Below are 15,488 nucleotides of genomic sequence, written 5' to 3'. Positions count from 1 at the left end.
TCCGACTTAGTATGACAGTTTTTTTGAATTAGTTAGTTATTTTTTCTGCATCAATTTTTGAACGACCGTAATCTGTGGGGTAACTTTTAAAGTACGTTGCCCTTCGTAAATCACAAATCCCGGTTTAGCACCATTCGGTTTACGGATATTCTTTACTGGTACGTAATCAACAGGTACGTTAGCTGAATTCTTTCCCTTTGAATAATATGCTGCAATTGTAGCTGCTTCAATCAGAGTTTGTTCTGACGGCTGGCTACTTTCTATGATAACGTGTGAACCAGGAATGTCCTTAGCATGTAGCCAATAGTAATCTTTTTTAGCGGTCTTCAGTGTTAAACGATCGTTTTGGGCATCGTTTTTTCCCACCAAAATAGGGGTTTGGTCGCTAGAAATAAACTGCTCCGGCTTACTAATAACGTTTTTGACACGTTTTTTAGGATTCTTTTGCTTACGAAGGTAACCTTCATTTTCCAACTCGATTTTAATTTCGGCCAAATCTTCTGGTTTAGCCAAATCAATTTGAGTTTCAATATTGTCCAGAAAAGCAATTTCACTTTCGGTCTGCGCAATCTGTTCGCTAACGTACTTGACGGCATTTTTTTCCTTTTGGTACTTTTTAAAATACTTTTGTGCGTTCTGCGACGGTGATAATTGGTTTGATAGTTTGATTGTGATTGGTCGATTCTGATCATAAAAGTTTGGTAATTCAACGGAGGTCATCCCACGCTTAATCTGGCTTAAATAGGTAGTTAATACCTCTCCTTTAATCCGGTAGCTATCAGCGTACTGGGTTTGGGCCATTGTATTTTGCAATTTTTTTAGTTTTTTACGATTTTTCTTTAATTCATTACGTACTACCCGAATTAATTGATGTCCCCGTTGCTGAACCCGATCCCGTTGGACTTTCTCAAAATAATATTGATCCAGCATTTCAGAAAAGCTATTAAAGGCTTGCAAATTTGGTTGATCCGCAGTTAACGTAGGCTGGATTGCTGAATAGGTTAACTTTTTAGCTTGAGACTCGTAAATAAATCCTTTTGGGCTCGCATTGAAGCAATCTAAAAACTCGTGGACAACCGTTGCGGGAGTTTGTCCATTAATTAAGCGATAAGCTAATTCAAGGGCATTTTCTTTACCAAAACCTTGAAATGTGGCTTGAATTTGCTTAGCTAAAACTTCATAATTTGGGTAATCCCGAAGCAAATTGTCCCAGATTTGCTGGTTAGAGTCAGTAAAGGGGTTCAATAATTCTTGAGCGGGTGGGGTAATGTATTGTGCGCCCGGAACTAACATCCGATATCGGTTTTGATCAGCAGAAATGTGTTTGATCGTATCGATAACTTTTTGCGAACTGCCTAAGTACAAAATAACGTTACTACGCCGACCCATAATCTCAACTGATAGGATTACGTCTTCTTCGTCACCAATATCGTTGCGGTGTGAAAAATAGAAGTTAATAATACGGTCATTATCCAGTTGCTTAACCGACTTTAAAATAGCGCCCTCAAGGTGTTTCCGTAAGCTCATTACAAAATTGCTAGGAGTAGCGGGGTTGGATAGGGCTTGGTTAGTAACTTGAACACGTGCATAATTAGGGTGCGAGGAAATTAGTAAAGGAACATTTTTCCGATTTGCTCGGATAGTGAGTACTAATTCACTTTGGTAAGGTTGGTAAATTTTAGCTACGCGGCCACTTTCAAGACTACGTAACTCGTTAACCATGGCGTGGGTAAATAAACCATCAAAGGCCATGTAATCAGTCCCTTCTAATAATTAATTACTAATTTCAAGTATACCGTTTATAGATTTTAGTTGCAAAGAATTGCTTATTTGCATTATACAACTAAATTGGTTGTATAATGCAATACGAAGGAGAGGATCATTTATGCAAGCCAGTTTAACTGCCTTAGAGCAAATTGCTCATATTCGTAATAACTACTTAAAAAAATATTGTCATGAAATGGCGGGGACCGTTGCAGATTGGAAGATGGTGAATTACGTTAACGATGCCAGACTAACGACCTTAAATTTAGTGGAACTAAGCGGCTTAGATAAATCAACCGTTAGTCGCCAATTAAAACATGCTATCCAGCATAATTTTTTGCAAAAACAAAGTAATGAAATCGACCAACGTAAAAGTACTTTTACGATTACCGATAAAGGCGATACCTTAAGGACTTACGTTAACCAAAAAATGGCTGAGTTTGACCGGCATCTTTTTGATAACTGGAGTGAAGAGGAATCCGCCATGTTTCAAATCTTAATTAATCGCGTATTAAAAAACGCTTTAAAATAGGGCTGTCGTGTCAAGTTATGGGAGCATTCAATAAAGAATTATGGTATAGTGATTGTTATGGATTTTAAATGAAGTAGGTGTACTAATGAAAACAGCTATTGTTACTGATAGTACTTGTTATTTAACGGATAAAGAAATTGAAGAAAATAATATCACGGTTGTTCCAATTCCAGTAATTATCGACGGAAAAAGTTATAAAGAAGGCGTTGATATTACTACCGAAGAATTTTACGAACGCCTGCGTACGTCGCAATCATTTCCTAGCACATCACAGCCTCCACTAGGAGAAATGATTGAACTTTACCAAGATTTAGCTAAACAGGGTTATGAGAATATCATCAGTATCCACTTAGCTAGTACGATTTCAGGTTTAGTGGCGAGCTTAAAGAGTCTAGAGGGGACCATTGACGGAGTTAACTTAGTAGTTTATGATTCTCAACTAACGATTCGCTTAATGGGAGTACTTGCGCTTGAAGCTGCGCGTATGGCAAAAGAAGATGCCGATATCAACGACATCATTGCGCGACTCGACTTTTTACGTTCGACATTTGACGAGTATTTTGTTGTGGATGATCTACAAAACCTTGTCCGCGGGGGCCGTCTATCTAACGCTTCTGCTTTCGTGGGAAGCTTATTAAAGATTAAGCCGATTTTAACTTTCAACGACAAGCACGAAATTGTCGCTTTCGAAAAGGTTCGGTCGCGTAAAAAGGCAATGGCACGGGTTGAAAAACTCTTTGCGGAGGCCTACAAATCAGTAGATTATCCTCTGCGAGCCGTAGTCATTCATGCCAATGATGAAAAGAGCGCGATTAAATGGCGGGAGAGCCTAAAAGAAAAGTATCCTAGCTTACCAATTGATATATCTTACTTTGGTCCCGTAATCGGAACCCATTTAGGTGAGAAAGCAATTGCTTTGGCTTGGTTAATTGATTACACAAAAAAATAAACGAATTACAGTTGGCTGCCAAGAGCTGCCAGAAGTAATCCGCCTAGTAAACTCGCGAGTTTTTTTGTATTTGGTTGTTTGAATAGGGTGACTACCTCATTTGCAAACGTCGAGAAGGTTGAAAAACCTCCAAGGACACCGCTAGTTAGCAAAATTTGGGTAAGGGGGCTGGTAACTACACTAGTTAAATAACCAATCAAAAACAAGCTAGCATGTTAATTAAAAATGTTGACCAAGGGAAACTTTCAGAAAGGGCCTGCCGATTAATGAAAGTGGTTGCCCAAAAACGAAAAAGGGCGCCTAGAGCACTTCCAAGGCTCACAATTAATAAACTCATTACTCCCATTCCTTTCGATAATGATGCAAAATCTGTTTGCCGCCAATTTGGCCCGCATAGGCGCAAAGTACTCCCAGAAGAAGGGAAAGTATCATAAAGCTACCACCGTTAATCCATTGCAAATGTACCAGCAATTTATCTGAGGATAGAATAAATGTTGAAAAGGTAGTAAAGCCGCCCATTAATCCCGTCGTAAGCCCCACGTTAATAAAATCAGAAGTTTCTAAAGCAGTTAATAGGCCCCCTGTTAGAATACCTAGAAGAAAAGACCCCAGGAGGTTAATGATTATTAAATCAAATGGAAAAGCAGTGGCACCGTGATGGAAAAATGACTGTAATAGCAGTCGCAAAGCACCGCCAATTGCTCCAAACAGAGCAACACTAACACTTTTTTTAAACAAATTAATTCAATCCCTTTCAATTGAAAATAAGCAACATTAAATAAAGTATCATAAAATAAGCGTTCATCATAGCAGGAAAGTAAGATTTCAGTATGATTACAATTAAGCCCTAGTGTCAACCTCAAAGGTTCAACTATGCTAAACTACTTTAGTAAGCTTAAATTTAAAGGGGTTACTTTGCATGTCAACAATTGAATTTCTTCATAGTATTGTGTGGATTTTGGTCGGAATGATTTGCGCGTATGGATTAACAATTGACCAGTTTCAACAAACATTAATCGCGCAGTACAGTTCACGGGTATTATATATATTTGTTATTCTTACGGGACTGTTTAATGTAGTTCACACAGTTGCCATGTCGCCATTATTAGTTTGGATACAGTTTATTTTAGAAATTATTACCATCGGATTATTTGACTTTTTGCTGACGTACAAACGCAATAAACGGGGCTTTAAAAGCAATTTTGTGATCCTGCTCATCTTTGCATTTGCAATTACATCGCTACTTGCGGTAGTGGTTCAGTATTTTTATGGCTAGTCGGACTGTAAAAGATGAGAATCTTATAAAAATACCTTGTTGTGTTGACTTTTAGTAGAGCCAAAACGTGTGCCAAAAGTCAGCTCGTTCCGCTTAACTAGAAATTGACCATTATGCCAAATTCAAGCATAATGGTCAATTTCTAGTTAATGCTCACAAGCTACCTAACTTTTAAATTTAGTTTTAACGAATGATTAGGTCGGATTCAATGGCAATTTGACGAACGTCCCCAGAGATTGCTAAACGTCCCGCAGCTTGTCCTAATTGGCGAAGATGGTGGTCAATAGTGGGAATTTTTAATAATTTCCCGGATATTTGATTTTCTTGGCCCATCATTTTCGGTAATTCCAATTGATTATCTATGTAATACTGGTAGACTCCAGCAATCACGTCATCGATGTTGCCAAAGATAAAATCTGGGTGGATTTGAGCGATCCGGGAAGCAGCTTGGTAAGCAACTGGATGACTATCAACTCCCTCAAAAATCAACTGGTCGTCTGGAAAAGTTTCGAAAACGTCTCGATAGGCTTGCAAAGTTACCTTACTAGTTGCACTAAGTTGGTAGGACCGGCTTAAAGTAATGGCAATCTTAGAATACCGTTTTTTTTTAATCCAATTAAAAGCAGCCACGTAAGTCTTTTTTCGTAAAACATACGCCGCTGCAATTGGCGTAATCCCGGGGTCTTCACAACAGATTACCGGACCGTATTTTTGATAGGCAGCTAAACGTGCCAATGGTAGCTTGTGTGAAGTGAAAATGAGCGCATCAAAAGCTTTGCGATGCAATTTTTCTAAGTATTTTTCTTCCAGTTGCTCATCGTAACGCGATTCTAGCACAGAAACGTGATAGTCCGCAGCAAAGGCGGTATCCATAATTCCGTTAATTAATTCAGTAAAGAACGGGTGCTGCATTTGTGGGATTACGATACCGATCGTATTAGATTTACCCTTACTTAAATCGCGAGCAAGCGCGTTGGGTACGTAATCTAGCTCGTCGATGACTTGTTGGATAGCTTGCTTCGCCGATTGGGATACGTAACTAGTCTGATTGAGAAAGCGGGAAACGGTGGATGCCGAATACCCAGATTTTTTAGCAATGTCTCTAATGTTGGTCATGTAATCCATCTCCTAATCCTGATAAGTCTATTTTAATATATGAAACGCGTTTCATAACAAATTAGGTAAAAGGGAACCCGTTCCAGTTGGTAAAATAAAGTATTGCACTTGATATGAAACCGATTTCCCCCTTTAAACTCCAAGGTAAAGGGGGAGATTTATATGTATACGTATTTTGAAGTAATCGCTGGTAGCCATAGTCAAATGTATTATGCTAACCTTAAATGCCATAATGGATATTTGGTTATTTCCAGCACTAGTAAGTTTAATTGTTCAATAAAGCTCAGCGATATTATTTACGTAACCCAAAGTGATTTTCTAGGTACTAAAGTATATTCCTTTAATTACCAGGGCACGCAGCTGAAATTTTTCGAAAATGGGCTAGGGATCGGCGAATATTTACGAAACCAATTTAAAGATGTCTTAGTTAAGCTTTAAAGTTAATACGCTTAAAAGGCTACAAAATGTATCCTAACAATTGTTTTTTTGTTCAAAAAAACTTATCATCATTTTAGGTACATCAATGTGCAATTTGAATGAAAGGTGATGAGATGACTATGAACAAAAAATTTAAGTTCAAAATGCCATCCGCGTATACCGTTTTAGTATTTATTATCATTATGATCGGTATTTTAACGTGGTTCATTCCAAGCGGTCACTACGCAATGGACAAAGCGGGGCGGATTATTGCTGGAACTTACCAGCAGACGGGATATCGTCCCCAAGGCATTTGGGATATTTGTATGGCCCCAATCATTGGAATGATTGGGAACAAGTACACGGACGGTGCCATTTCAATTTCCTTATTCATCCTGGTAATTGGGGGATTTTTAGGAGTTGTTAATAAAACCGAAGCCTTAGATAAGGGGATTAATCAAATCGTCTACAAGCTACAAGGGCGTGAAAAAGCACTCATTATTATTTTAATGATCTTATTTTCCCTTGGGGGCACAACTTTTGGAATGGGGGAAGAAACCATTGCGTTTTATCCCTTACTAATTCCAGTAATGATGAAAGTAGGCTTTGATTCCCTTACTGCAGTTGGGATTGCGTTAATTGGTACGCAAATTGGATGCTTAGCTTCCACGGTTAATCCGTTTGCTACCGGAGTTGCTTCCCAAACGATTAATATCTCGATGGGAGACGGATTATTTTCTCGGATTCTCTTGCTAGTTCTATTCGACGTGATTAGTATTACGTTCGTTTATCGCTATGCTACTAAGATTAAAAAGGATCCTACTAAATCTCTGGTTTATGGTCAACGCGAGGCCGATCAGAAGCGCTTTTTACAAGGATTTGATGAGAATCAGGCTGCTGAGACTGAAAAGTTAACCAAGGCGCAAAAACGGGTGCTTTTCATCTTCTGTTTAACTTTCGTACTCATGATTATTGCTTTGATTCCGTGGAGTTCAATTAACCCAAACTTTACTTTTTGGGACCAGTCGGTTAAGTGGCTAACTGGAATTCCGTTCCTTGGCAAGTTACTTGGAACGGATATTGTACCGTTTGGTAGCTGGTACTTTAATGAAATTACCATGCTTTTCATCGTAATGTCGGTTGTGATTATGTTTGTAACCCACATATGGTATTATTATAACTATTAACGAGGATTGGATGTGAGTTTCGTTGGGAAAGATTAGAATTAACAACATGCAGTTTTATACTTACAACGGTGTTTTACCGGAAGAAAAGAAGCTAGGGCAAAAAATCGAAATTGATGCCGAGCTAACTTATCCAATTGAAGAACGAGTTAAACATGACGATTTAACCGAAACGGTTAGTTATTCGGCCGTTTATAAAACGGTCGAAGAATTTGTTTTAACTCATAATTATGACTTGATCGAAAGCGTTGCTAATCACCTATTAGAATTGATTTTACGTGAGTATCCCAGTCTTCAAGCCGTGCGATTGAAGATTAGAAAATACAGTGTCCCGATTAACGGACATTTTGATAACGTAGAAATAGAAGTGAGTGGTCAACAGAATGGTTAATACGGCTTATTTAAGCATTGGCAGTAATATAGGGGATCGTAAAAAGAATTTAGAATTAGCAATTGAGAAGTTAAATCAGGTGGCTCAGGTTAGCCGACTTTCCCATATTTATGAAACTGAACCGGTGGGTGGCGTCAAACAGGATGATTTTCTTAACATGGCGATTCAAGTTAAGACTTCGAAGAGTGCTTATGAGCTATTAGATGATTTGCACGCGATTGAGAAAGCTTTAAAACGTAAACGAATCATCCACTGGGGTCCGAGGACGATTGATTTAGACATCTTATTTTTTAATAACGATCATGTGTCTTCTCCGAAATTAACGATTCCCCATCCGGAGATTCCAAATCGGCGTTTTGTTTTAATTCCGATGTTGGAAGTCAGTCAGGACGATCCTAAACTTCATCAAGCAATCCAAGCTTTGCTTGATGCAACTTCGGACAAAAATATGGTCAGAATATATGATTCAGGAAGTGAAAACATTGAACCTACCCAAAATTGAAAAAGCAGTCAGTGATTTATTAGAAGGAATTGGGGAAGACCCCCAACGAGAAGGTTTGGTGGAAACGCCTAAAAGAGTAGCGAAAGCTTATGCAGAACTTTTTGCGGGACTAAACCACCAAGCGACCGATTTTACCGATTATAAGATCTTTCACGTAGACGAAGAGCCTGAAATGGTTTTAGTCCAAAAGATTCCGTTTTATTCGGTATGCGAACACCATCTATTGCCATTTTTTGGTAACGTCAACGTCGCTTACGTCCCTAAGGATGGCAAAGTCATTGGGATTAGCAAAATTCCCCGGTTGGTTGACTTTGTTGTTAAACGGCCCGGAATGCAAGAAAAAGTAACTACCCAAATTAGCACTGAATTAGCTAACATCTTAGATCCTCAAGGGGTCGCAGTTACCGTGTCAGCACGGCATTTATGTATGGAAATGCGTGGTATTAACCAATCAAACTTGTTTACCTATACTTCAAAAATGACCGGGGTTTTTAAAACGGATCAAGCTTTAAGGGCTAACTTTTTCCAGCAGGTCGGACAACAAAATGCCTAAAACAGCTTACGAAGAATTAATTCGAAAATTAAACCATAACATGCTGGTTAGCCACCAAGATCGCATTCCATTACTAAAAACAGTCCTCGCAGCCTTAGGACATCCTGATTTAAATTATCGAATCATCCACTTAGCGGGGACCAACGGGAAAGGTTCTACAGGCGCTATGCTTGCAAAAAGTCTCGAAAACGCGGGCTACCGGGTGGGCCATTTTTCCAGCCCGGCAATGATTGACCAGCGCGAACAAATTCAAATTAACGGCTCGATGATTGAAAAAGAAGCTTTTGTGGCTTTATACGAAAAAATCACGCAAAAACTTCCCTCAGCTATCGCACCGGCAAGTATTTCAATCTTTGAATGGTTTACGTTGATTATGTTGGAATATTTTGCTGAAAATGGTGTGGAGTGGGCAATTATCGAAGCAGGACTCGGTGGCGAAAATGACGCAACCAACATTATTGAACATCCCGCAGCGGTCGTTTTCACCCACATCGATTACGACCACGTACAAATTTTAGGCGATACCTTAGAACAAATTGCGCAAAATAAGGCGGGAATTATCAAAAAAGATGCAACCGTCTTTATCGCTCCCAAACAAACGCAGCAGGTGCGGACAATCCTTGAAAAAAAGGCGGTTCAAAAACGTGCCACTTCGGTAATTCAAGCAGTTCCGGGAACAATTCAAGTGATAAAGCGCTCGATAACTGGGTTCAAAGTTAGTCTGCATGCCAAGACCACTAACATTGCAGCAACGATGTTTAAATTGCTGGGCGATTACCAAATTGATAATTTAACGACCGTGGTAACAGTTTACGAATGGCTGTTTAATCAGCAAGTGATTAATGATTGGCAACCACTAATCGAAATGATGCAGCATATTCAGATTCCGGGTAGATTTCAAGTTTTGCAACGGGATCCGTTGGTTATTTTAGACGGGGCTCATAACGTGGACGGTACTCAAGCCCTGCTTAAGGGATTGTCCAATTTGAACGCCAATCACAAATTATTTTTTATTTTAGGCTTCTTAAAAGACAAAGATTACTCAGGAATGTTGCACTTGTATGCTAAAGCGGCCGATCGGATTTTTGCGGTTCAACCAGACAATCCATCCCGAGCACTACGTCCGACAACGATTCAGACCATGTTAGGCAATAAAGTCGTGGGTAGTTATCGTGACCTATATACCGCTTTGCAACAGGCTTTAACATTAGCTGATGCAGATACGACAATTGTAGTTACCGGTTCATTTTATTTGATCAAGGAGCTGGAGGTACCGAATGTTTCCAATGCCAACTAACTTTATAATTGCTTCCAATAATAGAAATAAAACTAGGGAACTGATTCAGATTTTTGAATGGTTTGGGCAGCAGGCAATTTCGTACCAGTCTTTGCTAGGGCGAGTTGATTTTCCTAAGGAAGGTACCATAAGTTATTCCGAAAATGCGCTTACCAAGGCCAACTGGATTGCTCAAAAACTTCCGGGAAAGTGGATCGTGGCTGACGATACTGGGATGATGTTAGAAGCGTGCCCCCAAAGTTTAGGAATCACTACTTCGCGAGATTTACACATGGACCAAACTACGGATTCGGCGTTAAACCAACAAATTTTAAAGATGGTTGCCAATCAAAGTAGGGCAGTAACCATGCAGTCTACTTTGGTGGCGGTAAACCAACCTCACGTCCTTAAGGCAACCGGTAAATTTGTTGGGCAAATTAGTGCCGAGCCCCGCGGAAACAATGGGAAAAGTTTTGATTTAATATTGGAAGTCCCGGGAAAAAACGCTACGCTAGCGGAACTGCCTAACGACGAAAAAATACCGCTATTGCATCGGACAAAGGCGGTTCAGAATTTATTGGACAGCTACTTTATATAAAGGAATCAGTTATGGAAATCTACGAACAGCATTTACAATTTAGCAGTCAATTGGAAAATAAAATATGGGATGACCTGCTTAACCGGCAGCGTTATTTAGCGTTAAAGGTAATTGCTGATGACGCTGCGAAGTTAAGGTTGTTAGCCAAACTATTAGACCAGATGGATTTAATTCATACAGTGGAGGGGCTGAAAGTAGACCTACTTTTACCACGGGTTAACTTAGCCCTTTTTAAGGAAAAGTTGACGGAAATTTTTAATGACCCGAGTTTAGACCAACAAATGAACGATCTAAATCAAAAGTACCGGGTGCTGTGGCAAGCTGGTCGCTTTGAATTTAACCTTACTGAACGTCCCGTAATCTATGGGATTTTAAATGTTACTCCCGATTCTTTTTACGATGGCGGCTGGTATCAAAGTGAAACCGCAATCTTAAAACGGGTCTCTGAAATGGTTGACGCTGGAGTAGACGTTATCGAAGTTGGTGGCCAAACTACTCGGCCAGGCTTTGTAGAAATTCCCCCGGAGGAAGAGTTCAAACGAGTTACCCAAGTACTCGACCTAATTCAAAAGAACTTTAGTCAAGTGGCGGTAGCGATTGATACTTATAAATACGCGGTAATGGAACGGGTGATCGATTATGTCGATATCATTAATGACGTCAACGCCTTTACCGATGACCAACGAAAGCTGGCACTGATGCGTAATTCTAATGTTGGACTGCTAACGATGCACAGCGCGCGTAATAAAGATTACGATAACCTTACGGCAGAAATGAAGACATTCTTTGAAGAAAATATTGCCACGCTAGTTCAAAACGGAATTAATATTAATCGAATTGCGTTAGATCAGGGGATTGGTTACGCGAAAAAAGCGGATGGCTACCAAGACTACGCGATGATGAAAAATATCGACCAGTTTAATTACCTAAACCGGCCCATGATGATTGCCATTTCGAGAAAAGGGTTTGGGGCTAAATTATTCGGGTTACCAAAAGAAGACCGGCTCCCGGTAACGCTGGTGGCTGAGGCATATATGTATCTGCATGGTGGCCGGATTTTACGAGTCCACGACATTGCCGAAACGGTTCAACTAGCTAAAATGTTGGACGTCATCCAAAATGGGTATTGGTTTGGTAGTTAGCTTTAACCACACTAAATGATGAGTAATTGGATAAAAATCTTAAAAAGCTATTTCAGTGAGGGTGAGACAAAAGTTAGTTTGTTTCGCGCTCTTTTTTATTTAATAAAGTTAGGAAGATTTAAAAAGCGGAAGGAAATGTGATCAGCCGGGACAAAATGATATAATCGGATACGTAATTAAGTAGGGGATCTGCAACCCCCGAAAAATTGCCGCCGTTTGAGTTTTTATATGGCACCCCTCAAAAAATCCAGAGGCGTGGAGGTGTCAGATATGAATAACTTGAAAGGGATTGTTAATGGCGTGGGCGCTTGCTTTCTACGTGGTATGCCGGGGCATTTTGCTTCTGGCTAAAGCTTACGAGATAATAAAAAAAGCTAATCACATTAAGTAATTAGCTCGCACATTAAAACCCATCGGCGTGGCAAGGGAGGCACCCCTTGCCTTTTCCATTATGATATCATCAATCAAAATAAAATCAAGCAAAGGGAGCGTGAGTTAAATGCCAGGTATCATTACCGGAGCTTTAATATTTTTAGGGCTATCTTATTTAGTATTTTTTGGCGCTCAGGTGTACCATCGGGTTAAAACTGGACATTGGGAGAAATAAAAATACAAAGTTTGTTTAGTTGTATTCGACTAAACTTTTATTAAAGAGTAAACTCTGTTTCGAAAACTGAATAGATTTCTTCGGGGCAGGGTGTAATTCCCGACCGACGGTGACAACTCAGTGTTGAAGTCCGTGACCCGCTTTTTTTGCGGTTGACCTAGTGCAAGTCTAGGACCGACAGTATAGTCTGGATGGGAGAAGAAAAAACGCGAAAATTTCGTACTCTTTTTGTATGCTTTTTGGCATACTCTCGTATGAAATCTTTTTGGCTATCAAAAATCCGCCCCACACTTTATAGTGCGGGGCTTTTTATATGGGGTGATTTTGATTACTAAACAAGATTTTATGGATTTAGCTTTTAAATTAGCTTTGAAAGGAAAGGGCAAAACGTGGACCAACCCATTAGTTGGGGCTGTTATCGTTAAGAACGGTGAAATTTTGGCTACGGGATATCATCATCAATTCGGTAAAGAGCACGCGGAGATTGATGCGTTAAACCGGTTAGAAAACATCAACGCAGCCTTTGGCGCCACAATGTATGTGAGTATGGAACCGTGCAGTCACTTTGGCAAAACCCCTCCTTGTGCGACTAGGCTAGTTGAGGTTGGTATTAAAAAAGTTGTCATTGGCCAGCTGGATCCTAATCCATTAGTGTCAGGTAAGGGAGTTTCGATTTTAAAAAATGCGGGGATTGAAGTAACAAATTTAAATTTGAAATTACCAGAAAATTTAAAATATAACTTTTACTATAACCGTGGCCGGCCGTACATTACCGTTAAATATGCTATGACATTAGATGGAAAAATTAATCGCCAATCTAATCTGAGAAGCTTTATCACTGGGAATGAAGTTTTCGCGGATAGTCAACAGTTACGCCTTACAAATCAAGCTATTTTGGTGGGCGAAAATACAGCATTGACTGATAATCCATCGCTGTCTGTTAGAAATATAAATACGCCTTACCAACCTTGGCGAGTCGTTGTAGCTAATAATGCCGACCAGCTGCCAAACAATTTAAAAATATTTCAAGATCATTTAAAAACAATTGTACTTTCCCGGACGGTCACAAAGAAGAGATGGCCTAAAGGAATTAACATCGTTATCGATTCTAAATGGAATCCTAAAAAAATTGCAGAATATTTAGCTAAAATTGGGGTCCAGAGTCTTTTAATCGAAGGTGGTAGTCACTTACATGCTGAATTTATAGCTAGCAATCTTGTTGACGAAATTATTGTTTATGTAGCGCCCAAAATCTTTGGCGGTCAAGGATTACCAGCTGTTCAGGGAAAAGCTGCACAATCATCGAATTTTCAGTTAGTCAGCCGAGAATTCATTGGGTTAGATACGAAGTTTAAGTTAAGGAGAATGTAAATGTTTACAGGGATTATTAATGATTATGGGGCGGCTGCTCAAATTGATCGACATCAAAACTCTTCTAAAATAAAAATTACTACTTCATTAGTAAAAGAGATTAATAGCAAAATCGGAGATAGTATCGCGGTAAACGGAGTATGTTTAACAATCACAAGAATTTTTACGGACGGATTTCAAGTAGATGTTATGCCCGAGACTACTAAAAGAACCGCATTTAACAGGTTTAGAGTTGGCACAAAAGTAAATCTTGAACCTGCGCTTTTGCCAACTGATCGAATAGATGGCCATTTTGTTTTAGGACATGTGGACACTACGGCTACTTTGATTAAAAAGGTCGTCGACGACAACGCCATAGATTTTGAATTCACTATCGGTAATGATTTCAAACAATACATCGTGGAAAAGGGGTCGATTGCTCTAGATGGCGTCAGCTTAACCATTGTAAAAGTTATTGAAAACCATTTTATCGTTAGCTTGATACCGCACACAATTAAAGAAACTACTTTTAAATACTTAAAGATTGGAAATCAAGTAAATGTCGAGACTGATATTTTAGGCAAGTATATTCTTAGCAAAAAGAGGGATTTTAATGGTTAAAAAAGACGTACTTACGCGAGTGGAAGAAGCTCTTCAGGTTTTAAAAAAAGGTCAATTAATTATCGTTGCTGATGATGTTGAACGTGAAGGAGAGGGTGATATGGTGGGGCTAGCTGAACATGTTACCCCTGAAAACGTAAATACCATGATTTCTCATGCACGTGGGTTATTATGCGTTCCAATGAGTTTAGATTTAGCTAAAAAATTAGGCCTCCATTCGATGACTGACGACTCAACGGATGCGTTCGGTACTGCTTTTACTGTTAGTACTGATGCTAAAAGTACCACAACTGGCATTTCAGCGTATGATCGTGCTAAAACTATTAAACAATTAGTTGATCCACTATCAAAGTATGATGATTTTTATCATCCAGGCCATATATTCCCGCTAATTGCTAAAAAGGGTGGTGTGTTAGAACGACCAGGACACACTGAAGCCGCTGTTGATTTAGCTAAACTTGCTAATAGCACTCCAGCCGCTTATATCATGGAAATCTTGAAAAAAAACGGTAAGATGGCCAGAAAAAAAGATCTCAAGTCACTAGCAGAAGGGTTGCAGATGCCTTTAATTACGGTAAAAGAAATCAAGTACTACCGATTATTAAAAGATCAGCAACTCGTTAAAAGCGTCGCAAAAGTTAATTTGCCAACTAAATATGGAAATTTTAATTTAGAAGCATTTGAAACCCCAAATAGCCAAGAGCCTACTTTATTAATATCTAAAGGCCAGCTAAAACACGCGGATTCGCTACTATTACGGTTGCATTCGGAATGCCTTACCGGGGATGTTTTTGGTTCATTACGATGTGACTGCGGAGATCAGTTAATAGCTAGTTTACAGCAAATTGAAAAAAAGGGCTCAGGAGCTGTTTTATATTTGCGTCAGGAAGGCCGTGGAATTGGGTTAACCAATAAATTAAAGGCTTATATGTTACAAGAAGCCGGACTAGACACTGTAGATGCTAATTTAAAGCTGGGATTTCAAGCTGATGAACGAGAATATGACATTGCTGCAGCTATCTTGAAACAAAAGGGGATTTCTAAAGTTGAGTTGTTAACTAATAATCCCGATAAAATTACCCAATTAACTAAATATGGAATTCATATAGAGAAGAGGATTCCGCTTGAAATGAATCCTAATGATAATAATTTGAGTTATTTAAAAACGAAAAAACAAAAAATGCATCATTTGCTTACGGAGGTTTGATAG

The 15,488-nt window shown here is 39.2% G+C and carries 17 protein-coding genes, 1 pseudogene and 1 riboswitch; of the genes and pseudogenes, 14 read left to right on the top strand and 4 right to left on the bottom strand.

The annotated features are described in order from the left end of the window. Positions 1-36: 36 nt before the first annotated feature. Complete coding sequence (locus I6H64_RS03735) at positions 37-1,752, bottom strand: Rqc2 family fibronectin-binding protein (RefSeq protein ID WP_008840929.1); 1,716 nt, start codon at positions 1,750-1,752, stop codon at positions 37-39. Positions 1,753-1,885: 133 nt separating this feature from the next. On the opposite strand from I6H64_RS03735, the gene I6H64_RS03730 reads away from it, so the two are divergent. Together I6H64_RS03730 and I6H64_RS03725 are read left to right on the top strand one after the other, a co-directional pair. Continuing rightward, entirely contained in the window at positions 1,886-2,296 is a 411-nt protein-coding gene (locus I6H64_RS03730; RefSeq protein WP_005916889.1) for a MarR family winged helix-turn-helix transcriptional regulator, read from the top strand. Positions 2,297-2,381: 85 nt separating this feature from the next. Next, positions 2,382-3,245, top strand: a complete 864-nt coding sequence (locus I6H64_RS03725; protein ID WP_004165850.1) for a DegV family protein — start codon at positions 2,382-2,384, stop codon at positions 3,243-3,245. A 5-nt stretch (positions 3,246-3,250) separates the two neighbouring features. Here the strand turns inward: I6H64_RS03725 and I6H64_RS10100 are convergent, their stop codons facing one another. Beyond that, positions 3,251-3,397, bottom strand: a complete 147-nt coding sequence (locus tag I6H64_RS10100; protein ID WP_232623522.1) for a FluC/FEX family fluoride channel — start codon at positions 3,395-3,397, stop codon at positions 3,251-3,253. Between the two features lie 184 nt (positions 3,398-3,581). Next, on the bottom strand, positions 3,582-3,983 hold the full coding sequence (locus I6H64_RS03715; protein ID WP_005916898.1) for a fluoride efflux transporter FluC: 402 nt from the start codon (positions 3,981-3,983) through the stop codon (positions 3,582-3,584). Positions 3,984-4,164: 181 nt separating this feature from the next. On the opposite strand from I6H64_RS03715, the gene I6H64_RS03710 reads away from it, so the two are divergent. Then, positions 4,165-4,521, top strand: coding sequence for a DUF1516 family protein (locus I6H64_RS03710; protein WP_005916901.1), 357 nt, complete (start codon positions 4,165-4,167; stop codon positions 4,519-4,521). Positions 4,522-4,704: 183 nt separating this feature from the next. Here the strand turns inward: I6H64_RS03710 and I6H64_RS03705 are convergent, their stop codons facing one another. Further along, entirely contained in the window at positions 4,705-5,637 is a 933-nt protein-coding gene (locus tag I6H64_RS03705) for a LacI family DNA-binding transcriptional regulator (RefSeq protein WP_036685043.1), read from the bottom strand. Between the two features lie 162 nt (positions 5,638-5,799). On the opposite strand from I6H64_RS03705, the gene I6H64_RS03700 reads away from it, so the two are divergent. From I6H64_RS03700 to I6H64_RS03650, 11 genes and pseudogenes are all read left to right on the top strand, one after another. Then, a complete protein-coding gene (locus tag I6H64_RS03700) occupies positions 5,800-6,075 on the top strand; it encodes a hypothetical protein (protein ID WP_005916908.1) in 276 nt (91 codons plus the stop codon). A 119-nt stretch (positions 6,076-6,194) separates the two neighbouring features. Next, positions 6,195-7,220 (top strand): annotated as a pseudogene (locus I6H64_RS03695) (YfcC family protein); the annotation flags it as partial. Positions 7,221-7,287: 67 nt separating this feature from the next. After that, on the top strand, positions 7,288-7,629 hold the full coding sequence (gene folB, locus I6H64_RS03690; protein WP_004165109.1) for a dihydroneopterin aldolase: 342 nt from the start codon (positions 7,288-7,290) through the stop codon (positions 7,627-7,629). Further along, on the top strand, positions 7,622-8,131 hold the full coding sequence (gene folK / locus I6H64_RS03685; protein WP_008840936.1) for a 2-amino-4-hydroxy-6-hydroxymethyldihydropteridine diphosphokinase: 510 nt from the start codon (positions 7,622-7,624) through the stop codon (positions 8,129-8,131). Before folB ends, folK begins: the two co-directional genes overlap by 8 nt. Further along, a complete protein-coding gene (gene folE, locus I6H64_RS03680) occupies positions 8,091-8,684 on the top strand; it encodes a GTP cyclohydrolase I FolE (RefSeq protein WP_005916940.1) in 594 nt (197 codons plus the stop codon). The genes folK and folE overlap by 41 nt, the downstream gene beginning before the upstream one ends. After that, positions 8,677-9,981 (top strand): bifunctional folylpolyglutamate synthase/dihydrofolate synthase, encoded by a 1,305-nt coding sequence (locus I6H64_RS03675; protein ID WP_008840937.1) that lies wholly within the window; start codon positions 8,677-8,679, stop codon positions 9,979-9,981. The genes folE and I6H64_RS03675 overlap by 8 nt, the downstream gene beginning before the upstream one ends. After that, positions 9,962-10,558, top strand: a complete 597-nt coding sequence (locus tag I6H64_RS03670) for a non-canonical purine NTP pyrophosphatase (RefSeq protein WP_008840938.1) — start codon at positions 9,962-9,964, stop codon at positions 10,556-10,558. The genes I6H64_RS03675 and I6H64_RS03670 overlap by 20 nt, the downstream gene beginning before the upstream one ends. A gap of 11 nt (positions 10,559-10,569) precedes the next feature. Next, positions 10,570-11,700: a dihydropteroate synthase gene (folP, locus tag I6H64_RS03665; protein ID WP_008840939.1), complete on the top strand. Its 1,131-nt coding sequence runs from the start codon at positions 10,570-10,572 to the stop codon at positions 11,698-11,700. A 679-nt stretch (positions 11,701-12,379) separates the two neighbouring features. Continuing rightward, positions 12,380-12,514, top strand: a riboswitch (FMN riboswitch). 90 nt (positions 12,515-12,604) lie between these two features. Then, positions 12,605-13,678 carry a bifunctional diaminohydroxyphosphoribosylaminopyrimidine deaminase/5-amino-6-(5-phosphoribosylamino)uracil reductase RibD gene (ribD, locus tag I6H64_RS03660; protein ID WP_008840940.1) on the top strand — a complete coding sequence of 358 codons (1,074 nt, stop codon included), beginning with the start codon at positions 12,605-12,607 and terminating at the stop codon, positions 13,676-13,678. After that, positions 13,679-14,278 (top strand): riboflavin synthase, encoded by a 600-nt coding sequence (locus I6H64_RS03655; protein ID WP_008840941.1) that lies wholly within the window; start codon positions 13,679-13,681, stop codon positions 14,276-14,278. After that, positions 14,271-15,485, top strand: coding sequence for a bifunctional 3,4-dihydroxy-2-butanone-4-phosphate synthase/GTP cyclohydrolase II (locus I6H64_RS03650; protein WP_008840942.1), 1,215 nt, complete (start codon positions 14,271-14,273; stop codon positions 15,483-15,485). Before I6H64_RS03655 ends, I6H64_RS03650 begins: the two co-directional genes overlap by 8 nt. Positions 15,486-15,488: the final 3 nt, after the last annotated feature.

The sequence above is a fragment of the Pediococcus acidilactici genome, from assembly GCF_016127815.1.
In the GTDB taxonomy this organism is placed as follows: domain Bacteria; phylum Bacillota; class Bacilli; order Lactobacillales; family Lactobacillaceae; genus Pediococcus; species Pediococcus acidilactici.
This window is presented reverse-complemented; position numbering and strand designations above follow the sequence as displayed.